This is a genomic window from Paenibacillus baekrokdamisoli, assembly GCF_003945345.1.
Classification (GTDB): Bacteria; Bacillota; Bacilli; order Paenibacillales; family Paenibacillaceae; genus Paenibacillus_Z; species Paenibacillus_Z baekrokdamisoli.
Window position 1 is genome coordinate 3,468,014 of the sequence record NZ_AP019308.1, and the last position, 23,365, is coordinate 3,491,378.

Annotated in this window: 15 protein-coding genes and 1 pseudogene; all 16 read right to left on the minus strand. The window is 42.5% G+C overall.

Translation table 11 applies throughout. From position 1 onward, the window contains the following. Positions 1–309 precede the first annotated feature (309 nt). Positions 310–3,819: a polysaccharide lyase family 8 super-sandwich domain-containing protein gene (locus EKN16_RS15665; protein ID WP_164522808.1), complete on the minus strand. Its 3,510-nt coding sequence runs from the start codon at positions 3,817–3,819 to the stop codon at positions 310–312. A 166-nt stretch (positions 3,820–3,985) separates the two neighbouring features. Further along, the gene (locus tag EKN16_RS15670; protein ID WP_125658945.1) at positions 3,986–6,367 is read right to left on the minus strand and encodes a polysaccharide lyase 8 family protein; all 2,382 of its coding nucleotides are present in this window, start codon (positions 6,365–6,367) and stop codon (positions 3,986–3,988) included. A 92-nt stretch (positions 6,368–6,459) separates the two neighbouring features. Further along, on the minus strand, positions 6,460–8,847 hold the full coding sequence (locus EKN16_RS15675) for a GH39 family glycosyl hydrolase (protein WP_125658949.1): 2,388 nt from the start codon (positions 8,845–8,847) through the stop codon (positions 6,460–6,462). 106 nt (positions 8,848–8,953) lie between these two features. Further along, entirely contained in the window at positions 8,954–9,772 is an 819-nt protein-coding gene (locus EKN16_RS15680; RefSeq protein WP_125658952.1) for a WecB/TagA/CpsF family glycosyltransferase, read from the minus strand. Continuing rightward, positions 9,769–10,845 carry an NAD-dependent epimerase/dehydratase family protein gene (locus EKN16_RS15685; RefSeq protein WP_125658955.1) on the minus strand — a complete coding sequence of 359 codons (1,077 nt, stop codon included), beginning with the start codon at positions 10,843–10,845 and terminating at the stop codon, positions 9,769–9,771. Before EKN16_RS15685 ends, EKN16_RS15680 begins: the two co-directional genes overlap by 4 nt. 82 nt (positions 10,846–10,927) lie before the next feature. Next, a pseudogene (locus EKN16_RS33740) lies at positions 10,928–11,101 on the minus strand (CatB-related O-acetyltransferase); the annotation flags it as partial. Between the two features lie 326 nt (positions 11,102–11,427). Then, positions 11,428–12,597, minus strand: coding sequence for a glycosyltransferase family 4 protein (locus EKN16_RS15695; RefSeq protein ID WP_125658958.1), 1,170 nt, complete (start codon positions 12,595–12,597; stop codon positions 11,428–11,430). Beyond that, positions 12,560–14,143, minus strand: a complete 1,584-nt coding sequence (locus EKN16_RS15700) for an asparagine synthetase B family protein (RefSeq protein ID WP_125658961.1) — start codon at positions 14,141–14,143, stop codon at positions 12,560–12,562. The genes EKN16_RS15695 and EKN16_RS15700 overlap by 38 nt, the downstream gene beginning before the upstream one ends. 34 nt (positions 14,144–14,177) lie before the next feature. Next, positions 14,178–15,773: a N,N-dimethylformamidase beta subunit family domain-containing protein gene (locus tag EKN16_RS15705; RefSeq protein ID WP_125658964.1), complete on the minus strand. Its 1,596-nt coding sequence runs from the start codon at positions 15,771–15,773 to the stop codon at positions 14,178–14,180. Positions 15,774–15,806: 33 nt separating this feature from the next. After that, positions 15,807–17,222, minus strand: coding sequence for a UDP-glucose dehydrogenase family protein (locus EKN16_RS15710; protein ID WP_125658967.1), 1,416 nt, complete (start codon positions 17,220–17,222; stop codon positions 15,807–15,809). Between the two features lie 20 nt (positions 17,223–17,242). Next, positions 17,243–18,205, minus strand: coding sequence for an NAD-dependent epimerase/dehydratase family protein (locus EKN16_RS15715; RefSeq protein WP_125658970.1), 963 nt, complete (start codon positions 18,203–18,205; stop codon positions 17,243–17,245). A 20-nt stretch (positions 18,206–18,225) separates the two neighbouring features. Next, positions 18,226–19,182: a glycosyltransferase family 2 protein gene (locus EKN16_RS15720; RefSeq protein ID WP_125658973.1), complete on the minus strand. Its 957-nt coding sequence runs from the start codon at positions 19,180–19,182 to the stop codon at positions 18,226–18,228. Next, complete coding sequence (locus EKN16_RS15725) at positions 19,179–20,489, minus strand: O-antigen ligase family protein (RefSeq protein WP_125658976.1); 1,311 nt, start codon at positions 20,487–20,489, stop codon at positions 19,179–19,181. The genes EKN16_RS15720 and EKN16_RS15725 overlap by 4 nt, the downstream gene beginning before the upstream one ends. Before the next feature lie 16 nt (positions 20,490–20,505). Next, on the minus strand, positions 20,506–21,774 hold the full coding sequence (locus EKN16_RS15730; protein WP_125658978.1) for an oligosaccharide flippase family protein: 1,269 nt from the start codon (positions 21,772–21,774) through the stop codon (positions 20,506–20,508). Between the two features lie 35 nt (positions 21,775–21,809). After that, positions 21,810–22,433: a sugar transferase gene (locus EKN16_RS15735; RefSeq protein ID WP_125658982.1), complete on the minus strand. Its 624-nt coding sequence runs from the start codon at positions 22,431–22,433 to the stop codon at positions 21,810–21,812. Continuing rightward, a complete protein-coding gene (locus EKN16_RS15740) occupies positions 22,434–23,099 on the minus strand; it encodes a YveK family protein (RefSeq protein WP_164522810.1) in 666 nt (221 codons plus the stop codon). It lies immediately after the preceding gene. Positions 23,100–23,365: the final 266 nt, after the last annotated feature.

A 23,365-nucleotide genomic window follows, 5' to 3' on the forward strand; every position in this document is an offset into this window, starting at 1 on the left:
TATGCTTTTCTCATCATCATACATGCTAAAAGGACTGTATACGGTTAAGATCTCTTTGGCCCATTTCTCCTCCGAAATACCTATCTGTAAAAGCAACTGTTTAATATCAATTTGTACAATTCCATTCTCACAGTATTCTCTTTTCTTGTTATCTCCACTAGCTTCCACGTTACACCCAACCCTTCTATCTGTATAAGCTTGAACAAGAACAGTGTTATTATATCTAACATTTCTTGAAGAAGGTGTCGGTTTATGGAAGTCGTTATTCACCTAGTTTTGGTAAAATTTGTCGATTTCGCACTTAACCTACTACTGAATAACCAACTGAGGAGGATGCGAACTTTCTCTGCTATCAAATAATACGCTGACATCTTTGGTTGCATTCTCTACTGTAAATGATACAATCTTTATTCCTTCCTCTTGCTGACTTCGAATGAATGCAGTAACATCAAGATCAATGTAAGCTCCTGAGGCCTTGAGATTAACCGTTCGAATCGGGCTATCTAATCTTGTAGGGAACGTATTCCAAGTAACCTTATTTTCCTGCCAACCTGATTCAGGGGAAACAAATACTTCTATTAATGCATTATTTCCCTCTATATAATTCGTATAAATTCTAAGCTTCGCATTCGCAATAGATGTATCCCATGAAGACAGATCAAACTTAATTATGGACTTTTGATTATCATCCTTTTGGGCCGAGGTCTTAGCACCCAAGGTCTTCTCTAAACCATAATTGCTAGTCGCATACATACCGTCTCTAACAAAGGAATCCGCAAATGCCGAAATTGTTCTCACCGATGCAGTACCAGAGTTCCCCCCAGTCGTTGCTCCAGATGATCCTGTAGTTGATCCCGTCGTGCCTCCTGCTGTGCCTCCGGTTGTTCCACTTCCCGAGGTCGTTTCTTTAAAATATAAGATTTGCAGCTTAGGTTTATTTATTGCATTTTCACGGCTAAAAATCTCTGCAAACAATGCTTTCCCAGTTTGTACGAGAGCAAAGCTAAAATTTTTGTTGTTGCTTTCTGACTGTGTTTTGACGAATGATGTCACATTGAAGTTTCTCCATTGATGATTACCTTCAAACCTTACCTCCTGAAGCAAGGCATTTATCTGCGGTTTGTTGTTCCAGTTTACTTTATTTTCTATCCAATTATTATCCAATACAGAGTATGCGGCAATGCTAGAATCATTACCTTTACTATCTGTCGTTGCACCATACACGATTAAATTAGCACTTTCAATTTTCCCAATAATTGAGCTAATATCGAATTTCAAGAATGCCTGCCGGGCATAGTCGGTGCTGCCATTAGCGATGGGAAGTATGTTAGAACTGCCGTAATTCGTCGTTGCATACGTTCCGTTCCGAACAAATGAGTCTGCAATTGGTGCCAGCTCAACCGTCGTAGGATACGTAGTTGGAACTGATGTATTAAGCGTTAGCTTCACACTATGTGTGGCACCCATTGATCCGCTCGTATTGACACTAATCACAGTGGTTGGAGCACTCTGTAGAATCGTTACTGAAGGATCCTTACTTATTACAGCAGCTGCCACCTTACCGATCTCTACCACAACATTTGGATTCATTTGTGTAGGATCCGAGATGGCAATACTAAGCTGATTGCCCGTTTGCTGAGCAACAACTGCTGCTGGATTCCTTGCAATGATATATTCGACAGAACCTGCACTCCAAAAATTAGCTTGGATGATACCGAGTTTTTGTTCTTTAACGGCCTGTACCATTTTGGTGTTGCTCAGAATCTGAATATCTGGGTTTGCGCTGTATGCACTTGTCTGAGCAGCTGTTCTGTTAGGCAAGACTACATAAGAGTAGGAAGCATCAACTGGTTTCATCCCATGATTAATCGCTAAACTCAAATAGCTTTTCTTTATTTGCGTAGTCGAGCCTGCTTGATTGATTTGATTCCATGATCCGGTTCTTTGTTCCCTCAATCCATCAATATTCGACTTGTCCGGAAAATAATACCCAATATCGGAATTAGCAACTGAGCCCTGTAGGTGGGCCCATTCAACCCCACTCATCGTCTCCGACCAACCAAGAGTGGAGCTCTTCGCCGTATTGTTAACTGTCAGCTTATTACTCCCTGCTGCATTCAGCTTTCGATTCTCGACAATGGTTTCTACTTTTCGCGAATCACGACTTGTGATTCCTGCTCCTAATGCGACAATTTCATCATCGAACATGAACCATGATTTCTTTCCTTCGAGGGTGCTGTTATCAGGTCCCAAATCCATTCCTGCAGTACCATATAGCCGATCAAGTGACACACCTCCAACAAAACTCTTTGAGCTCTCAAAGCCGTCCTTTCTTGGAGCGCCATCTGTAGTAACACCTGGTAGTCTATAAGCATTTACCGTCGGCCAGTATTGGTCACTGTATTGAGAGAGATCGTTATTGTATAAATATGTCATTCCTTCGTTGGTATACCAGCCTTTTAAATTCTCATTATTCATCAGCTCATAGTTTGTCGTTCGATTGGAATACATGCTAATGCCGAATGCAAAATTCGGCCGTAAATGTACAACTCTATCCATGGAAGGATATTGAACATTACGAAGCAGGTCTGCTTTGGGGACAATAGAAGCATTGTTCAGAACCGATTTGACGAGGAGCATACCATTTATCGTTAACCCCCAATAATAGTTCTCGTAGCGGTTCTCTGATAAAATCCAAGCTTTCACCATTTTACGCAATTCCAAAGCTTGATCCGTTTTTGAAATTTGTGCAAGACGTAATATGATGATACTGAGCTCACGACCGATTTTATAATCACGTAAGTCTTCTCTTGAAATGGAACGCCCGCGAACAGAATCCATCATTGCACCTTTATAGATTAAGGGTTCAAAGGATTGCAATACCCAGTTCTGTATATTGGCAACATTGGGATCCTGTACTTCCCAGGAAGACCCATTGGTTAAATAAAGCAGATCCGTTAAATGATCTAAAAGCACATAGCCATAGCTGCCAGTTGAGGGTACATTATCATGCTGAATGAATGAGCCATCCTTATAGAATCCGTCACCTTTCGTCACGTAAGCGAGAACGAGACTGAGTGCATCTCTTCCTTGCATCATCTTATTTGAATTTTTTCCGAGTATGCCGCGAAGTGTCACAATCAGCGATTTATCTACACGATTAGCCCCTGTTTCTACCCATTGCCCATCCGATTTCATTGTTGGATTCGGGCAGAATTTATCGATTGCTCGCAAATATTTAGTCACTTGATCTGCAGATAAATCATTATACATTAATACTATCGTATCTAGCAGGAACAAAGGGGCACCAATTTCCCATTCCCACCAATTTGTTCCAGCATACTCTGTTTCGTTCTCATTATAGCGATGATCGTACATCCAATCCATCGCACTGATGATCTCAGTCTTCAACGTAGGATTCATGTATAAGCTTGAGCCTGGTGACTTGAGCGCGAGAGCCATCGTTTTAAGCCGAGAATAAACTGTATATATATCATTAGAATATGCAGGATTCGACGTGGGGCGATTCAAATTCGACCATAGATAGGTACGTGAAGAAGATCTATCTAGTGTATCTAGCAGGCCTGTCCGATTCTTATTCGTAATTGAACCCGCTAGAGAAACAAGATAGTAGAAGATGTCAGAATCTGTCGAACTATAACTTCCCCCTGTAAGTTTCTGCCCCCACTTCGTACGCAAAGCGTCGAAATCATCAGCTGCAGAAGCCCGCTTCATCAATGGTGTGAAACTAAGCATCACAATGAGAAAAGCAAGCACTGTCAGCACTAATCTTCTACTTTGACTTTTTATTTTTTTCAAAACCAAATCTCCTTTCAACATTTTACTGTCGTACATAATAAAGCCGGCAGGCTCGTCTGTCTCTATAAATATACCATCGCAGCCTGCCGATAACGTCATTCGAATCCTTTTTCAGACTGGTGATACTCATCAAATTTTCTAATCGTTGGAAATATTGGAGTTGCAGCTATTGTCTAAATTTCACGAAAAATTTTCTTCCATGGGAATCATGAGTATCTATAAGAAGTCTTATCGTGGGATAGGTTTCTAATACGGTAACTGAGTTGTCTACACTAATGATCTGAGAAGCAGATTTATTAAGCTCTACATTAATTTTCTCCTGTTTCTGGGTCGGATCAGCAATGGATAAAAGTAGGTTTTTCCCACTTTCTTGCAGCATCATTGAGGCCGGGGCATCCACATTAATCGTTCCGTATGTTCCGGATGTCCAGAAATTTACTGCCGTCATATTCAGAGTCTGTTCCCGAACGGCTTGAACATTCGTCGAATTTTCTAATATGACAATATTCGGGTTCTTACTATAGAGAGAAGTCTCTATAGCCGTCTTATTGGGTAACAATACATAGGCATATTTAACATCTTGCGGTGAAGATCCATGATCAAAGGAAAGACTCAAGTAGGAAGCTTTGATTACCCTGGAAGAGTCTCCACTGTTTAGCTGATTCCATGAGCCTGATCGCGCCTCTCGCTTCCCTTGTACATTAGCTTCATCAGGAAAAAAGTAACCAATGTTTGATACCGTTCCATTACCTTGAAAATGTGCCCAATGAACATTTTGGAACGTCTTGTCCCAATTCAGAGAAGAGGACTGCAGAAGACCGTCAACTTTAAGCAGATTAGAGCCATTTGCTATTAATTTTCGGTTATCAATAATCGTCTCTACCTTACGACCAGATCCTTCCGAAATCCCTGCTCCAAGCGCGACAATCTCATCATCGAACATGAACCAAGATTTCTTCCCTAGTAATGAGCTGTCTTTGGAAGCAACATCCATACCAACTACGCTATATTCACCTAAAACAGTACCACCAACCCAACTTGCTGAGCTAAGGGCTCCTGCATTACGGGTTGTACCATCTGTGGTTGTACCAGGAAGACGATATGGATCTACTGTAGGCCAGAATTCTTCATTATATTGATGCATGTCACTATTATATAAATAAGTCATTCCTGCCCCGGTATACCAGCCTCGCAAATTCTCATTGTTGATTCTCTCATAATTGGCAATACGCTCCGAGGTCATACTTATGGCAAAAGCAAAATCCTTTCTTTGATGCACTGCCCTATCCATAGCGGCGAAGACGATACTCTGATTTTTCTTAGCTACTGGGATGATTAGCTTATCATTTAGCAACTGCTTAATTCGTTTAATGTGAAACGCATCTAGTCCTGTATAGTAGTTGCTATACTGTCGATCCTCCTGAACAGCTCCTTTTACAATCTGTTTAAGCATCGTGTTCACACCGGCTGGTGCGAATTCTGACAACCGAAGAATTGCCATATTAATTTCTCTTCCGATATTATTGTCCTGCCAACTCGATCTTGCTATATTCCTGCCTCTAACCATATCCATGATTATTCCCTTATACATCAAGGGAGCAAAGGAGTTGAATACCCACTGATAGACATTGGATACATTAAGGTCATTGATCGACCATTCTGAACCATTCAGTAAATAAAGCACATCGGCTAAATGATCAAGCAGCACATATCCATACCCGCCTGTATACGCGATATTCGAATGCTGAATAAACGAGCCATCACGATAAAAGCCATCGCCGACTTCCACATATTCGAAAACTTTGCTTAGTGCGTCTCTACCTCTAACAATCTCGAGGGCATTCTTCTGTAGGATCCCTTTAATAATAACAATCATTGCTTTATCTACACGGTTTGCTCCTGTTTCTTCTTGTTTGAAGTCATACTGTATGGTCGGATCTGGGCAAAACTTGTCCACTGCACGCATGTACTGAGCAACCTGATTACTGTTTAATTGATCATACATGAGAACAACAATGTCATTCAGCAAGAGAGGAATGCCAATTTGCCAATCCCACCAATTGCTTCTTGGCGTTGGTACAACACGCTCGTTGTAACGATTCGCGTACATCCAGTCCAAACCACTTACTATACTGTTCTTTAAATTCTGCTGATGATACAAGGCTGTCCCTTTTGCTGCATAAGCAAGCGCCATACTTCTCAATCTGGAGTATGCTTGATAGATATCACCAGAATATAAAGGATCAGAAGACCATTTTGTAAGATCAGGCCATAAAGATGCGAGATTGGCTCCCTTGTTCATACGATCCAGATATCCAGTGTATCTCGTATTGCTAACCTCAGAAGCAACTCCTTGATTCCATTGCTTAAGATCCGGGTCAATCACATTTGTCTGACCTTCCCCGACCAATCTTACAACCCATCGCTGCCTGATCTGGGCATAGTTGTCTGCCCCATCGGCATGCTCACTGGACTGCGGCCAAAGAAATCCTCCTAGGAAGCTCATGAGAATAACAACAATCACTTTTTTCTTATTGCTTATAAACAAGAAAGTCGCCTCCCTTTAGCTTGTTCCTTACAAGCTCAGACGAATACCCGCTGATTACGAACAGCGGGTATTGCGTTTAGATGTTGACTTGATTACCTTGGAATGAGGGTTACTGTCGGCTTAACGGAGTAGGAGATTCTAAGTTGATCCTTAGGCGATAACGATAGCGATCCTGAGGTCATCCCCAGATCAAAGAAATTAAAACCATCTCGGCTAAATTCAATTTTGGTTACCGCCCCACCAGCAACAACCACTTCAACAGAATAACCATTCGTATTGGCTAATAAATATGGGCTGGCGTTGATAGCGGGTACCGTAGGGCTGATATCATTCCGAGGTACAGTGAGTTTAATGAAATCAGGCTGAGCATAAGTCACCGTCTGGTTAGTTTGTGTCACAGCAGTCTGCGCATTCAATTCAAATTGTGTAGAGCTTCTACGCAGTGACACCGTATAAACGGTCGTATCACTCCCGATCATAATCCGGTTATTCACACGAATAGCATCAGGGCTACTTATAGTAAGAATGGCTGCTCCCGCTTGGATAGTTCCCATAACATTGTTAATGGTACCTAATGTACCCGAGACAGAGCAGATCCAACTGTAGCCTTCCATACGTGTTGTATCCGGATTAGTAAAGATAATCTGATCCCCTTTACCGAATGAACCTGATTTAGGAGCTGTTTGCAAATAAAATATTCGGCTTGGTGATTCCTGAGGATTCACCTGAGTGATCTGTCTCAACCAAATGCCGGCGACATGAATAGGTTTGTTTTGTCCGCTCGCAGCCCGGTTTATCAGGCCGAATTGAACTATACTGCCGCTTGGAGCCATTTGATTAACCAGATCGTATAGGAATACAGATTTCTTGATAGCGAATTCATTCTGGACATTTAGATTAATACCCGAACCCGTTTCATCATTCTGATCGGTGTTGGAAGATGCACCCCAGCTTTGTTCCAGCAAAGTCCCTCTTGACCCTACCTCGATTCGAAGCATCCACTCCCCGTCCATACTCACAGCAGGCAGTTTATAGAGAATTGCCATTTCATATCTTGCTCCCGGTAATAAACCGTTATTGATTGCCTGCCGCAGTCCCTGATATTGAGTAGTAGGTGCCAAAGTAATCGGATTGTAACCCAAGGGAACATCCGTACCTGCATAAGCGGTAGTCGGCATTGCGCCTGCACTCCAGCTGCTTGGCACATTTGTTCCGTCGAAGTACAATTTAAAATCAGAATTATAGGCAAGCGATGGTAACGAATTGTTGTCATCCATTTCCTTAAAGGTTGGTAATAACCGATTCATTTGTACAGAATCAAGAAGTACAGGCATCTTGTCGACATAAAATGTAGGAACTCCAGAGATAACATCTCCATTTGCCCGAGTGATGTTCACAATTGCCCAATCAGCTGGAACATTAATACCATAGATCTTCTCTAGATCTGTTGTCCACACACAGTAACCTTTGTGGTCATCTTTGGTAAAGGTTATTGAATGCATGCCTTCGTCGGTTATCTCGTAATTGTTCATAACGGCGCCGTCAAACCAGCCTACCATCCGTTTATAAGCGTATCCCACAAGCGATAAACTTTTGTTATCCGGCGTCAACAGCCTGATACTGGACCACATACTGTCCATTCCATAGAAAAAGCATCTCTCAATCCCAGCTACCCAGTTGCTTAAAAACATGCGAAACAAGTAAGACGTAGCTAAATCATCAGGCATAATCGGTGTAGCATCGTTGTTTGCACCACTAGGATAATAGATTCCTTGATAATAAAAGTTATTCCAGCTACTCTCCGTATTCCAAATTGGCAAATGACCAATTTGATGATTCGCAGCTACTTTGCGGTAGCTCTGAGTAAGTGATATCATCCGTTCCGGTTGACTCGGATAACAATAAAGATGAACAGCGATGATATCTATGAAGAATTTACCACCTGCTGCCAAAAACGCATCAAACCCTTGATAACCCTCAAGTCCCGTATAACATGGACTTAATACTTTTGCTGTCGAGTCACTTTGATGAATAATAGCAGAAGCTTCCTTTGTCAGCTGAACAAGCCCCTGAATCGTTCCTGCATAGAACATAGCCAGGTTAGGTTCATTCCAGATCTCGTAATACTTAATTTTACCGCGATATCGCTTTGTAACCGCTGTGACATAATCTTTCCAATCTTTAATATTATTCGGTGGATAGGGGTTGTAATGCGAGCTCTGACTCGGCACTTTAGGTGTCGTAGCCCAGAGTGGCGGCTGTCCAAGTGTGTACACAATTTCATTGCCATTCGTGACCGCTTGCTGGACAAATTGATCTAATCTTGTCCAATCGAACTTTCCTTTCTGCGTTTCAATATCCCTCCATGTTGTTCCAGTATCCCAAAGACGAATACTTCCATACCCGACTGGTTTGTCATTCTCAATATTTTGAAGATGCATGCCAAAAAAACTTGAATTAATTCCATTTACAGCATCCATATAATGTAACTCCTCTCCACTTGATAAATTCTCCTCACCTCCTCTTCTATTAAGGAGATGGTAGTAGTTTATCTATATGGCGAAAGTTCATTTTTGGCAATGTTGATTAGCCGTAGGATTCTTCTTTTTCTTGATAATTGGGCATAACAGCGGGTAACGTTCGGATATGCATCGCTTGTGCTAGCAGATACAGGCTATAAAGAGGATTTAAAAACAAATAGCGTCTCCATAATCGTCGTGGCTCTTGAATAAGACGGAACACCCATTCTAAACCTCGTTTTTGCATCCACCCTGGTGCTTGCGGAAGAATTCCCGCATGGAAGTCAAATGCCGCTCCTACTGCAAGCAAAGGCATAGAAAGTGATTGTCGATATTCATAGGCCCAGACTTCCTGTCTTGGACATCCTAATCCTACGAATACCACTTGGGCACCGCTTTGCTTTATCCTTTGCACAACTGCTTCCTTTTCCTCATGCGTCAGTTTACGAAACTTAGAGGGCTCCTTGCCCACAATTTGAATACCAGGGTATTTCTGCTGCAAAACTCTTTCAAACTTTTCGATGGTATCCATCTTGCTTCCATATAAATAGATTGGAATACTATTAGCAGCCGATGCTTCTGCAACACGAAGAGTTAACTCAGGACCATAAACCCGATCAGGAAGTTTAATGCCATACACAAGCCTAAGCCCCCATCTTACAGGTTGACCATCAGGGACGACCAAATCAAGACCATTCAATCGACGTTGATGAATGCGATCAAGAAAGCCCGTCATAACTCCATGTACAGCAAGTGCTGAGACTGCATAAGGTTTTTTATTCCTAGCATGCGTAATGATCTGCTCCACTGCATAGCTGTAGTCGACTGCATCAATATTTACACCCAAAATGGGAAATTTGCCTCTGTTCAATGGGGGACGGTTCATTTGGCAACACTCCACCGTGCTTGATTGGCTTGAACGATCTCTTCCATGATGGCTTTAACATCAAACCGGATGTTCCATTCCGGGTAATGCGTGCGGAATTTAGTTAAGCCGCTGACATACCAGATATGGTCACCAGCACGAAATTCGTCGGTATAAGTGACTTCCATCTTCCTATCCGTAATCTGCTCAGCAAACGCAATGGCTTCAAGCATGGAAATATTGGATGTAGGTCCACCGCCCAAGTTATACACTTCTCCACCTCTGCGAGGATTCGAGAAGAAGGTGTGAAAGGCTGCTATGACATCGTTGCAATGAATAACGTCACGAACCTGTTTTCCTTTGTAGCCAAAGATGGTGTAAGGCGCACTTGTCATTGCACATTTCATGAGATAATTAATGAAGCCATGAAGCTGAACACCTGATTGCCTTGGACCACTCAATACGCCGCCCCGAAAACATACGGTTTTGAAATTAAAATACCGACCATACTCCTGTACAAGAATATCAGCTGACAGCTTCGATGCCCCGAACAAGGAGTGCATATTCTGATCAACGCTTAAATCCTCAGTGATACCATCTTTATAAGCATGTTCCTCTGCAATCTCGTATCGCGTTTCCCGCTCTACAAGAGGTAACCGGTTAGGACTGTCACCATAAACTTTATTAGTGGAAGTGAAAATGAATACAGCTTCTGGACAATGCTGCCGCGTAGCCTCAAGCATATGAAGCGTTCCGTTGGCATTGATCCCAAAATCCATTAATGGATCTCTAGCTGCCCAATCATGTGAAGGTTGTGCAGCAGTGTGAATAATCAGCTCTATATCCGTTCCATAGATCTGAAAAATCTTGCATATGGCATCGAAGTCCCTAATATCGACATCATGATGCTCATATTTACTACCAAATGAGCTTTCGAGTCTCTGCCGATTCCAATGTGTGGAACCCTCTTCACCAAAAAAAGTCTGTCGCATGTTATTATCGATACCAACAACCTTGTAGCCTAGTCCTGCATAGAAATCAACAGCTTCCGACCCAATTAATCCTGCAGATCCTGTGACAATAACAACTGACATATGTGTTCCTCATCTCCGATTGATCTTATTTATTCCCTGCTAAAGTTAGTTCCTTGCTATATAGCATCGCTTCATGTTCGACCACTGCTTCTTCCGTGAACCTGCGAGTAATCTTCTTAGCAGGGTTGCCTCCGACTATCGTGTAGGGCTCAACATCCTTCGTCACAACCGACCCAGCTGCTATAATAGCTCCTCTGCCAATACATAGGCCGGAGAGGACAATAGCACCGAAACCGATCCAGACATCATCACCAATATGAATGTTAAGCCCTTTACCCGGTCCCTCGTAATCCTCCTCGCCGATCCACGGCGCTTGTCTTATTGCGCGGCCAATTACTGCATAATCATGGTCGTACCTGCCTATTAATCCGACCTGATTAGCGATCATGACATTATTGCCGATGCTACCGTCACACTCCAGTGTGCAGCGCTTACCAATGTAGACGTTATTCCCGACAGTCAATCGGTTCGGTGCCCAAAGTGTAGAACCGATCCCAATGTGTACATCTCTTCCTAATTCGACACCAGAACGCACTGCATATCGATTAAGTAATTTCAGTAACCACTTTTTCCCTGCGAAGTTCAGCATACTTCTACCCGAGCTCCCTCTACTCCCATGGCTAATAGAACGCCCTGGGCGAACCGATCCGCCATTTCTTCTACCGTGTAAACACTTCCAGTTTCTAGACAAGCCTTTACGAGCTTGGCATGCTTTACATCGTTCTGAAGCAGCTTGATCACCGTATCGGCATATTGCACAATGTCTTCAGCATCCTTACATATGACCCCGTTATAATCATTGACCAAGTATTCTATTTCCGGACTATGATAAGGAACTTCCGTAGTCACAATGGGTACACCTAGCGCGAATGTATCCAAAATGGCTAGCCCAACCAATCCCGGCATCAGAAACAGCTTGGATATTTCAAAATAAGGAACTTTAGCCGCATCAAATTTGGGTCCAACATAGTGAATCCAGTCATCCTTTGCCGCAGCTTCCTTCACAAGATTATCTTCCGATCCCGCTCCAATAAATATCATATGAAAATCAGGCACCTGTTTGCGAATCAGTTTACATGCCTCCAATAAGAACGGCAGCCGTTTCTCCTCATACATGCCACCTGCGTAGATGCAAATCTGATTACTGTTAATACCCAACTCCAGTTTAAGCTGATCGAGTTCAGATGGTCCAAGAGCGGCACTAATATCTGTTAGTTGCTTGGTATCGATAGCATTTTGCACAATCGTAATTTTTTCTTCTGGGAAACCAATTTCCCGAACTACATCGGCACTGGTCTGGTTATATGAGAACCACCAATGTACCCTTCTTGATAGGAACCGTTTAACATTCTCACCTAACGAGCTTGCTGTGTGACCTTGAAAGTTTTTCCCATGGCCCCAGAATGCCATTTTACGTCTCCCGGCAAGATGAGCCGCGAACAGGTAATAGTTGACCAGCAATTTACTAGCTTGCTCGACAATGACAAGATCTGATTTCTTTAATAGTTTAATACAAGGCTGCCAGTAGAGTTCACGATTACCCACTCTAATGATGTGATTGGTGATTTTGTGAGCCCATGGTAAATCAACAGTATCTTTCTTAGCTGCATCCTTAATGCCTGGCTGTCCATAGATGAGATTTAACTCAACGCCATGCTGATCCAGACGCTCCTTAAGCAATTCAAAAAATTTACGCCGATATTGAGGCAGTGTTTTATAGATAATAGTTACCTGATATTTCTTGACTTCCATCAGCTTTCATCCTTCCGGCTGCATGAATAGCCATTTTTGTTAACTGGTATTTTTGATAGTTAGGTTTCCTTTGCCAATATGTTGTTATATATAGAGTGTTTCGTCTCACACCGCGGTAGACTCTTTTGGCAAGAGACTTCAATGTTGGCGGATTCACCGGTTCTATCAACGTTTGCTCCCATAGAGATTTTACAATCTCCCGATAAAGCGTGAAATTAGGTGGGATACGATACTTTTCTGGGACGGATAGAAGGATCGTTAGAAGCTTGCGATTGTTAAACGGGCAAAACTCTTCCACCGCAATATCCTGTTCAGCCGCGTACATCGCTCCCCAATTGCCCATTCTCATTTCCCAATAAAATAAATCAAATATATTGATTTTTGAACGCTTGGCGATATCCTCTGTTTGCTCTAGCCATCTTGCATAAATGGCCGTTGGGTATTCCATGTTCTTGTATTTGAATACTTTCGCCAAAAGTTCTGGTGTGATATGACGCGCATAATGATGGGTATACACGCATTTCTTGGCGATTTCGCTACATATTCCACATATGTTGATCCTATCCTGTGTGTGCTTGTAGTGTCTGTAAATAATCAGCGATTTAGGCAAATGGCGAGCCATAGTAACATTACGGTTATAAATATTTTTGAAGCTTTCATCCATTTCTTCCTTGCATTCATCAACATGATATTCTAGCCCTAGTCTCTTAAGAAGCTTAGCCGGCACTCGAACATCTTGACTCTCATCAGATAAATGCTCGTGTTTGCCGATGTAATAGTAGACCTTATTTTTAATATTTTTACTTGCGGCAAGTAATGAACGACTTTCCCAGCCAGCCGTTACCGGTATCATGACTTTATATCGCTGCGCAATACTTTCAACAGAACCTCGTAATAGGGCGGCTGCTTCTACAACGGCTTCTTTAATGGCCAAAGGTTTGAGATTCTCGTAAGGCCAGTAGCGGTGAACCGTGACACGATTCAAATCCAGATAATGATTGGGAATTAGATGATTAATCCCTTTATAAGGGGACCCCTCTCCAGCCCAAGCTCTCTCCTCTGATTCAAATTGAGGTGAATGCATGAATTGTTGCATACTCGCATCGTTATCTTCTTTGATATTCAATATCTCTGCTAATCGAATGGCTTGCGATGCACACCATAAGCCCTCTTCTGTATCCATATAGTGAATTTGTCTCAATCCACAAGGGTCATGGAATAAACGCACACCACAATTGTCTCTATGAATAATAATCCAGCGCCCTCCGTAAGGCTCGCTGCGCTTCGTCAGCTCTTCAAATGAAGATAAATTATCTTGAAGTCTATTTAAGATCATCATATTGGTTTCATTTGGGTGGTAAGGATCAATTATGTAGCCTAGCAGCGTCAATTGAATACCGTTATTGATTGTCGTTTGTTCAAATTGTAAATCAGGATGTATAGTCAAATAATGCTTGCCGTCTATATCGAGAGTTTTCCAGCCAGATAACGCTACACTTCTCGGCCCCATTATAAACTGCCTACGGTACAGTAATTGATGCTCCACTCTTGTGCCCACTGTCATATCCTCCTTGGATATTTCAAACTGTTATCCCAACGAATCGATCCAATAAATTTTTGGTTACTCCTTGAACAATTGGACTTACAACCCCTCTTGGGTCCTCAGCTGGATTCGCAAGACCAAATCCCCAATATATTGTTCCCGAACTGAATATGGTCGACTTACTCCAATGTTCATAAATCGTGCTATTTGCTTCATAGACCTTATTCTGTTTATTGATGACCTTAGAAGCTGCTATAATCTCTAGGTTGGGGGGGGTGAACAAGTGATTAGCGACACCATCGAACTCCCATCCGATGAGCTTGTTTACTTTATCTCCTTTGTTCACTTTCAAACCATTGAATAGCCAATGCGTCGGATTACTGATGACCCAATCCTGAGACTCATTTACGACAGAGCCCCAATTCTGACCGACTATCAAATTCTCAGGCTCATCTATTTGACACCAAGTTGTCGTGAGAAGCTTTAAGTCTCGTACAGGATCTTGGCTTTTCGCACGATACTTATAACAGGTCTGAATACGTGGCTCTAATGTTGAATCATTCATGTTTGACTCGTAGCGACTTTGCCAATAAATTGAATTTGCCCCTAGAAACGCCATATGAATACCGTTATCCCGAAAGTTCTCTAAGTATTCTCTCATCGGTCTAGAATAGTACTCGTCATGCCCAATAGAGAGAAAGCCCTTTGGCTTCCATTTCACTCGGGATAAGTGTGTATCTATATTGCTTACATATCCAATGTCATAACCATGCGATTCAAGCCAATAGACAGTAGGGTATTCAATGAATAGATCTCCAGCTCCGTTCCCTTGTTCATATGGACGATTATAGGAAATTGAAACCGCATTATTCTTCGGATCCTGATCATAGGTGAAATATTCATGGGTTTCGTTGTCATAATGTCCATAGTAACTATGCCCTCCCCATGCGCTATATGCATGCCAGGTAGCCACAGAGGATTGAACCATGAGATCATGGGCATTCTTGTCGTCCCGCACAATGAAAGGTATGTAGGTTTCATATCCTTCAGCATCCGTTAATTTAGTCAAGTAATACCCAGATACCGCATTAGTTGGTACTGTCCATTTGTAAGAAGGCACCCATTTCAAATCTAACAATTTAGTCACCAGATCTGGTTCGGGAAGACCATTCCTTCCTGATTTGCTTGACCACCAGCCCTGAGCGATCCCCTTTAACCCCTTGGCCTCATCGACAAGCCTTCCGCCTTTTCCCTGATAATAGCCAAGCCGGAAAGTTTGCAAATGATAGAGTGTACCTCCTTTTTTCGTGCTGATCATAAATTCGATCGTTTCTCCAGCAGTCACACTGGTCGTTGAGGCGTAGCCTTGTATATTACCGGCTCCGCCTTTCTTGAATTTCCATCCATCTGTTCCCGGAAGCTTATTCTCTTCACTAATTGCTGATGTGCTTAACACTGCCCTGACTTTGTTCGTATAGATAGGTTCTTCATTCCTAGCCCTTCCATCAGCATGCTTTAACAATAGGTTCAATCCACTTAGTCCGAGGAGGGCGCCTCCCCCGACTCCTGCCACAATCTTAATAAAGTCTCTGCGTGTAAAAAGCTTTTCTTGGTCAACTTTGTTTTTTGTCATGCTACCCTCCTGACTCGGAATTAGTGGATTCTTTTAAACAAGTAGCTTCGTGAGCTCAGATACTTTCAAATCTTGATACTTACGAAGCCCAAGACCTTCATACTGGAATCCAGCGCGCTCCATCTCATGGTGCTCCAGAACGTTACGTGTATCGAATAAAAAAGGATGCTTCATTCTTTTTGCTACCTTGGTCCAATCCAAGCGTTGATAATCAGCCCAATGGGTCAACAACACAACCATATCTGTCTCTTCCGCCGCTTCTTGAGGTGACTTGCAGAACTCAACACTCAGGCTGCTATTCAGAGATCGGAACATTTCCATGCCTTGAGGGTCATGTACTTTAACATGAGCACCCAGCTCAATTAATCTTGCTATAATGTAAGAGGCTTGCGTTTTTCGAGCATCATCCGTATTAGGCTTAAACGTTAATCCCAAGATACATATACTTTTGCCATGTAGAGACTTGAGACGATGTTGAATCTTCTCAACCACATAGGCATGCATCCGTTCATTCGATTGCATCGCCGTCTTTACGAGCGTAAGTTCGCTACCATACTGTTGACTTGTGTGCAGGAATTCAGCTGTATCCTTAGGAAAACAGCTTCCACTCCATCCACTCGAAACTTCAAGAAACTTCTCTCCGATACGAGAATCCATTCCCATTCCTCGTGCGACATCCGGTACATTCGCTCCCAATGATTCGCATAAACGAGCCACTTCGTTGATATAACTGATCTTCACTGCTAGAAAAGCATTCGCAGCGTATTTAATCATTTCCGAGCTCTTCGTATCCGTTTCAAAATATTTGGCTTGAGGCGCTTCAGGGTTATGCTTGAAGTAGAAATACTTTGCTGCTGCTTCATAACCTTCACGGTAAACAATGGAATTATATAGCTGCCTCATTCTATCCTTTGCTGCGTGATGAACCGAACCAATAATGATCCGGTCCGGGAAGAACACATCCTCCAAAGCATAACCTTCTCTAAGGAATTCCGGGTTACTAATAACCGTAAACTGATGCTCCGCTCTAAGCCCAGACTCTTTCTCAATGATTGATGATACTAAGTCGGCCGTCCCAACAGGAACCGTTGACTTGTTGACAATAACGGTGAATCGATCCCGACTCAATGACTTACCGATACTGCCTGCGGCCGCTTTAATGTAAGAAAGATCTACACTTCCATCTGGCCTTGAAGGTGTTCCCACTCCGATAAAGATGACATCAGCGCTCTTAACCGCCTCATAAGAAGTCGTTGCAAATAATGTCTTCCCGATATAAGCACGGATAAGCTCCGTTAAGCCCGGCTCATAGATGGGACTTTGGCCTGAATTTAGAAGGGCAACCTTACTCTCATTGATATCTATGACTGTCGTCTTATAACCTAATGCAGAGAAAGCTGCTCCTGTCACACTACCTACATAACCAGACCCGATACATACTATATTCATATGCCACCTCTTATTTCTGATTATTGGAAAATCAAATTTCTTCGATAAGCTTCGATCGTGTGCATTAATCCATCTTTGAGATCCACTTTTGGCTCCCACCCAAGAAGGTTAATTGCTTTATCAATAACGGGTCTGCGAACCTTAGGGTCATCTTCAGGCAAGGGGTGATAGGTAATTGAACTAGAGGATCCTGTCAGCTCTAATACTAGGTTAGCAACCTCAATAATTTGGTACTCAATTGGGTTACCAATATTAATAATTTGACCCGTTGCCTCAGCGCATTCCATTAAGAGCTGTAATCCTCTAACATTGTCATCTACATAACAGAAGGAACGTGTTTGCGAGCCATCCCCATATACCGTAATATCAGCACCCATTAGAGCTTGTGTTATAAAATTAGAGATGACGCGTCCGTCGTCGTTTCTCAGCCCTGCCGAATAAGTATTGAATATCCGTGCTACCTTCACTTCAACACCAAATCTAGAATAATACTCGTAACAATAAACTTCACCTAGCCGCTTAGCTTCGTCATAGCAGGCCCGCGGCCCCCAAGTATTCACATTTCCGTTGTAGGTTTCTGATTGGGGATGCTGCTCGGGATCTCCGTATGCCTCGCTTGTACTGGCATACACTAATTTAGCTGCTTTACGTTTTGCAAGCTCAAGCATATTGCGTGTTCCATCCGTATTAATGGAGATGGTTTCGAATGGGGCACTCTGATAAAACTTCGGTGAAGCTGGTGAGGCCAAATGATAGATGCCATGGATTTTAACCTTATAATTCTCCAATACCTCAATCACTCTTTGATCTGAGACATCATAATCAATGAATGAAAAATTCTTACTTTCAAAGCAAGTATCCAAATTCGAAATTTTGCCGGTTGATAAATTGTCAACTCCAATAACATGATTTCCTTTCATAAGCAGCTCCTTAGTTAGATGGGAGCCTAAGAAACCAGCAGCACCTGTTACGACAATGTTCATGTTATACCTCCACGAATGATTTATTTTCTATTGGACTGCAATTGCTTTAATGCCCCTTTTTGATTTTGATATTCATAGAAGCGTAACCCGCTCATACCAGCTAGCATGCCTAAACCACGACAAAGCAGCAGCAGCGATCTTGTAAAAGGTATCCTGCCTCCTAGAATAGCAACAGGCATATACACGGTTCCTTGAATAATTCGAAGAAAGGCCTTGCCTATTCGAAGCAATGTAGTCTTCCAATTCCCCTTAATTTCTAGCTCACATTGCACATATGTAATACCAGTACGATAAGACCTCCGCATTAACCATCCAATTTGAAGTCTATTATGAGGTACTGGCTCAAACACGACAGCTTCATTGGACCAGACAATTCGATAGCCTGCTTGACTAATTCTCATAAAAAAGTGCGTATCTTCACCGCCAGTTAAAGCGAAGCGCTTATCAAACCACGAGGAGAATGTTTTTAGCATGCTTGAACGTATAAGAACATTCCCTGACGCTGCAAAAGGTAGCTCCTGCCCAGTTTGAAATCGTTGTCGATCATAAAAGCCACCTCTCTTACTCCACTGCGGTGCATCCTCCGGAAACTGCGGCAGCACGGGACCAGCTACAACATCTGCCTGAAACTTCTGCTGGGCATCCATTAACTCGTCTAGCCATTGTGGCTCCGGCACTTCATCATCATCGATGAAAACTGCAAACTCACTATTTTCCACCGCCATTAATAAGGCAGTGTTTCTGGCATAAGATATGCCTTTCTCTCTTTCTACCTTACAAGTAATCGGCCATGGAAAATCGCCTATTTCCTCTTCTACGTATCTTGCTCCTTCACCGGCAGGATCATTATCAACGACAATGATTCGAATATTGGGCATAGGATTACGTTGAAAGGATAACTGCCGAAGTCCCTGGAAGAGTCGCCTTAAACCCTCATTCCTCCGGTAAGTTAAGATGCAGATCGACAAGTTCATCATACTATCCCACCCTTATTTTCCTTCCTTTTATGCCGACGTATAGCAATGGACAACGATAGACTTATGGATACATACAATACCCAGAAGACACTATTTGGTCTAAGAATGGTGTTCTCTGTCAAGTTGTATAAAAACATAAACATGAAGTAGAGAAGGGGACAAAAACTAATAATTGTACGTGTTTGCCGAATGTAAGTAACGCCAAGTTTAAAGCCCCTAATCATGTGAAGCAGAACAAGGATGACACCTACTACCCCAAGATCAAGCCATACATCAAGTAATCCATTATGTGAATGTGGAGGATCCCACTTTGTAACCAACCATACATAAGCAGATTCACCATCAAGCCCTAGCCAGAATCCGTTATAGCCATAGCCAAGCAATGGTCGCTGCTTTATCATCTCCCATACCGCCGCCCATAGATCGGTTCTCCCTGTTAAGGTGACATCACGATCCATTAGACTTAACAGAAGATCAGCATTACTAAACAGTAAGGATATTGCTCCTCCAGCTATTAACAGGGCAAACATCCAATAAAGGACCGCTATGCTGATATTCCAACGAAACGATTGTAAGAAAGGGATAAGCATAAGCAGGACAAGCATGATTACCAATGCTGTCTTGGAAGTTGAAAGAAGCATCAAAAGAAAAGACCCGCCTAACCCTAACCATATTAATTTTTTCTTTTCCCCTTTATTGAACATAAAGACAAAAAACAGGACGGAGCTGAAGCACATTAACCTACCTAGCTGATTTTTATGAGATAAGACTCCCTGCCAAGCCGTTCCTCTGTTGTCGCTCATTACGCCATATTGAGGCAAGAATAGTCCGAATAGGAAGCTGAATACGATGACAACCAACAGCATACGGCTTACTAGCTTAAATTGCTGCTTCAAGCTGAAACGAATGGCCATATAAAGTCCGAAGAGATTCGTACCAATAAGAGCAAAGGATCGACGAAGTGTCATCTCAGGTGCTGCGGACCACGTGAGGGATAAAATAACCACAAAAGTGAGCAGCAGCAGCAATTTATCCTGTCGAATGACAATGATGACAGCCCTCCACCTAATACAGCACAATAATAAAGCAACGGCATAAATGAAAGCCCAGATTTTCTGAACGAGCGGATTTCCATCCGTTATGCTCTCCGCTGCACTGCCTCCCTGAAGAATGGTCAGGAATGACTGGCTAAACAACAAGAGAGCAAGCAATATATAGAACTGTTCAAGCGAATGAAGTACCTTGATGAGGATGGCCTTATATCTATAAAACGAGCGAAATCCGGCTTGAAGTGTATGAATGGTCACTTTTCTGTCCTCCAGATTATTCAGACACTGTGCTCAAAGAGAGCCTTCTCTGATTCAGCAGATAAATGGATGTCCAATAACAAATCGCCAATATTATTTCCGTCACAATGGTTACGACTACTGTTCCTCTCCACAAGTAGATAGGAATAACTATCAGATTGGCAATCACATTCATAATAGCAACGGATGCTTGAATTCCTGAGCGCGTTCCTTGATAACCAGCTCCAGTGAGCGTATCAGCTGCGAAGCTTTGAATACTTTTTAGAAAAGGAATGATTGCGAGCCATCTTATAGCTTCGACAGCCAGTTTATAATCATTTCCTAGTATCCAAGGTAGATAAGGAGCAAATATGTAGATACCGATTCCCGCCATAGCGCTGTAAATGACGGCTACGGGTAGAAGCTTCCGGGTCAAAGCTAAACTCCCTCCGATTCCTTGCTCTCCTTCTTTAAAAAACTTCGCATAGGTTGCACTCATGAGCGATCTTAGAGGTGTCAACGTCACATCCATTATTCGACTGGCAGCGGAGAAGATACCGGCTGACTGTAAATCTCCGAATCGTACAAGCATTGTCTTGTTGATATCGTTATAGATCACAACAGATGATAGACTAATTGAGAAGTAAAAACCTTGCTTAAGCTCTTCGATTAACTTGCGAAATTGAACCTTCGGAATACCCAGCTCGCGAATAACTATAGTTAGTGCGAACAACATACAAATCAACGTACTCATGAAGTAAAGGAAGCCCCAGGTCTCAGGAGTTTTTGTTGGTAACAGAAGGATCAACGCGACAGCTCCGATTAAACGTAATACTCCAAGTGTCACTTGAATCTGCGCTGTCCGTTTCAGCTTCTGCATTGCTTGATAAGATTGACCGCTGATGTCCAGAATCCGATATAGTATCAAATCAGATATAGCAATCCAGAAGATCAACATTGGATGTACCGAAGCGGGAAGCACATATTGCGCTGCCAGAAACGTAATGGATGTCAGTATAATACCTGAAATGAAGGTCATGAGGATTGCATTACCCCAATAGGTTCTGAATACATCAGGATCTCTAGAAACATTCATAACCAGCAGTTCACCGCGACCTAAGCTTGAGAACGGCGCTAGAATGGCCACCAGGGATACTGTTCCCACAAAAATTCCATAGCCATTAACTCCTAAGGTCCGTGCGATAATAATGAAATATGCCGCTTGAAGTAAAATCTTGAATCCCTGTCCGGCAAACATCCACATTGTATTCTTCAGCAGCAGGCTGTCCCGGAAACGGCTAATCATCAGACTTCACATCTCCCTATGTAATCTCTCATCTCTTAATGTGTATTACTGCGAACGATCACACGTAGCGTTCTATAGAGAATCGAGAGATCCATTACGACAGACAGATGATTAATATATTCAAAATCATGCTGTAGATTATGATGGATAGGTTTCGTTCGATCCTCACTTATCTGCCAAAGCCCAGTGAGCCCAGGTTTCACACAAAACCGTTGCTTCTCGTATTCGGTATAGCAAGTGTCTACAATCGACTTCTGCTCGGGTCTCGGCCCGATAAAGCTCATCTCTCCACGCAAGATGTTGATTAACTGCGGCAGCTCATCAATACTCGTTTTTCGTAACAGCCTTCCTAGAGGTGTAATTCTCCGATCACTGCCAGAGGTTGGAGAGTGACCCTCTTTGGGAACGTCGATATACATCGTCCGGAATTTATAGATGGTGAATGGTTTGCCATTCTTCCCAACTCGTGGTTGTCTAAAGATTGGCGTTCCAGGCGAACTCCATTTTATAAGAAAGAATACAAGCACGAGGAATGGCAACGCAGGGATGAATATCAACAATGCAAGTAGGTAATCAACAACTGCCTTGATATAAAGTTCGTAAAGGGACGATTTATCCTGTGCCTTCGTTTGACTGGTAACAGGTACGACCGACTTCATTTACATTCTCCGCCCCTCTGCTTTGAAGTTCCTCTCGGCATCTTGCAATAGCTTCATTAGACCCTTAAGTGCTTCTACTACTACAACAAGCAATATACAGAGCAGCAATCCCAAAGCGAATCCCAGAAGAGTGTTAGTAACAATTTGTGGACTTACAGGGGATGCGTCTTTCTGCGGAACAGCCTCATCGACAATCATTACATTATCTAGATTAACGAATACACCAACATTCTTAGCGAAGGAACGAGCTACCTCATTCACTACTCTTACTGCACGTTCTTGATTCGTATCGGTATAGGTCAAGGTAATCAAGAAAGTTACATTTGATGTTTTGACCCCCAAATTTTCCAACACTCGCTCAGGTGTTACCTTATTATCTAATCTGCGAGATACATCTAAAGCGATCGTTCGTGTTTTGATTAGCCCCTCATAAGTCTTGATTAGTTGCTGATTACCCATGATGCTGTTGTACATATTTTGCGAGCTAATATTCTGTGGTTGTACTAATAGAGTCGACTTGGCAGCGAATAAGGGAACTACATAATAGTTGCTATAGGCCCAAGCTGCAGTGCCGCAGAGCAACGGGAAGATGATAAGTAATATCAGCCATCGCTTTAATAACTTCAGTACAAAGATCAGTTTCTGGTAAAATCCTATTGGGTTCACTATTCCTAATTCTTCCACAAATTCCGAGTCCGACAGTCCATATACATCCTGCTGTGCAATGAGATCCTTAGATGTAATCGACCGTGGAGGATATGATTCCGAATTTACATCTAAAATCCTTGAGCTTCTTACTGTTTCTATTACTAACACCACCTAACCTAAATTGACGAAAAGTATACAGTTTGTAACATTGCGCTAAAGTTAATTTACGATACATATTGTATCATGTCAAGTCTATTTCTAAAAGTTGTTTTCGATAAAAGTTA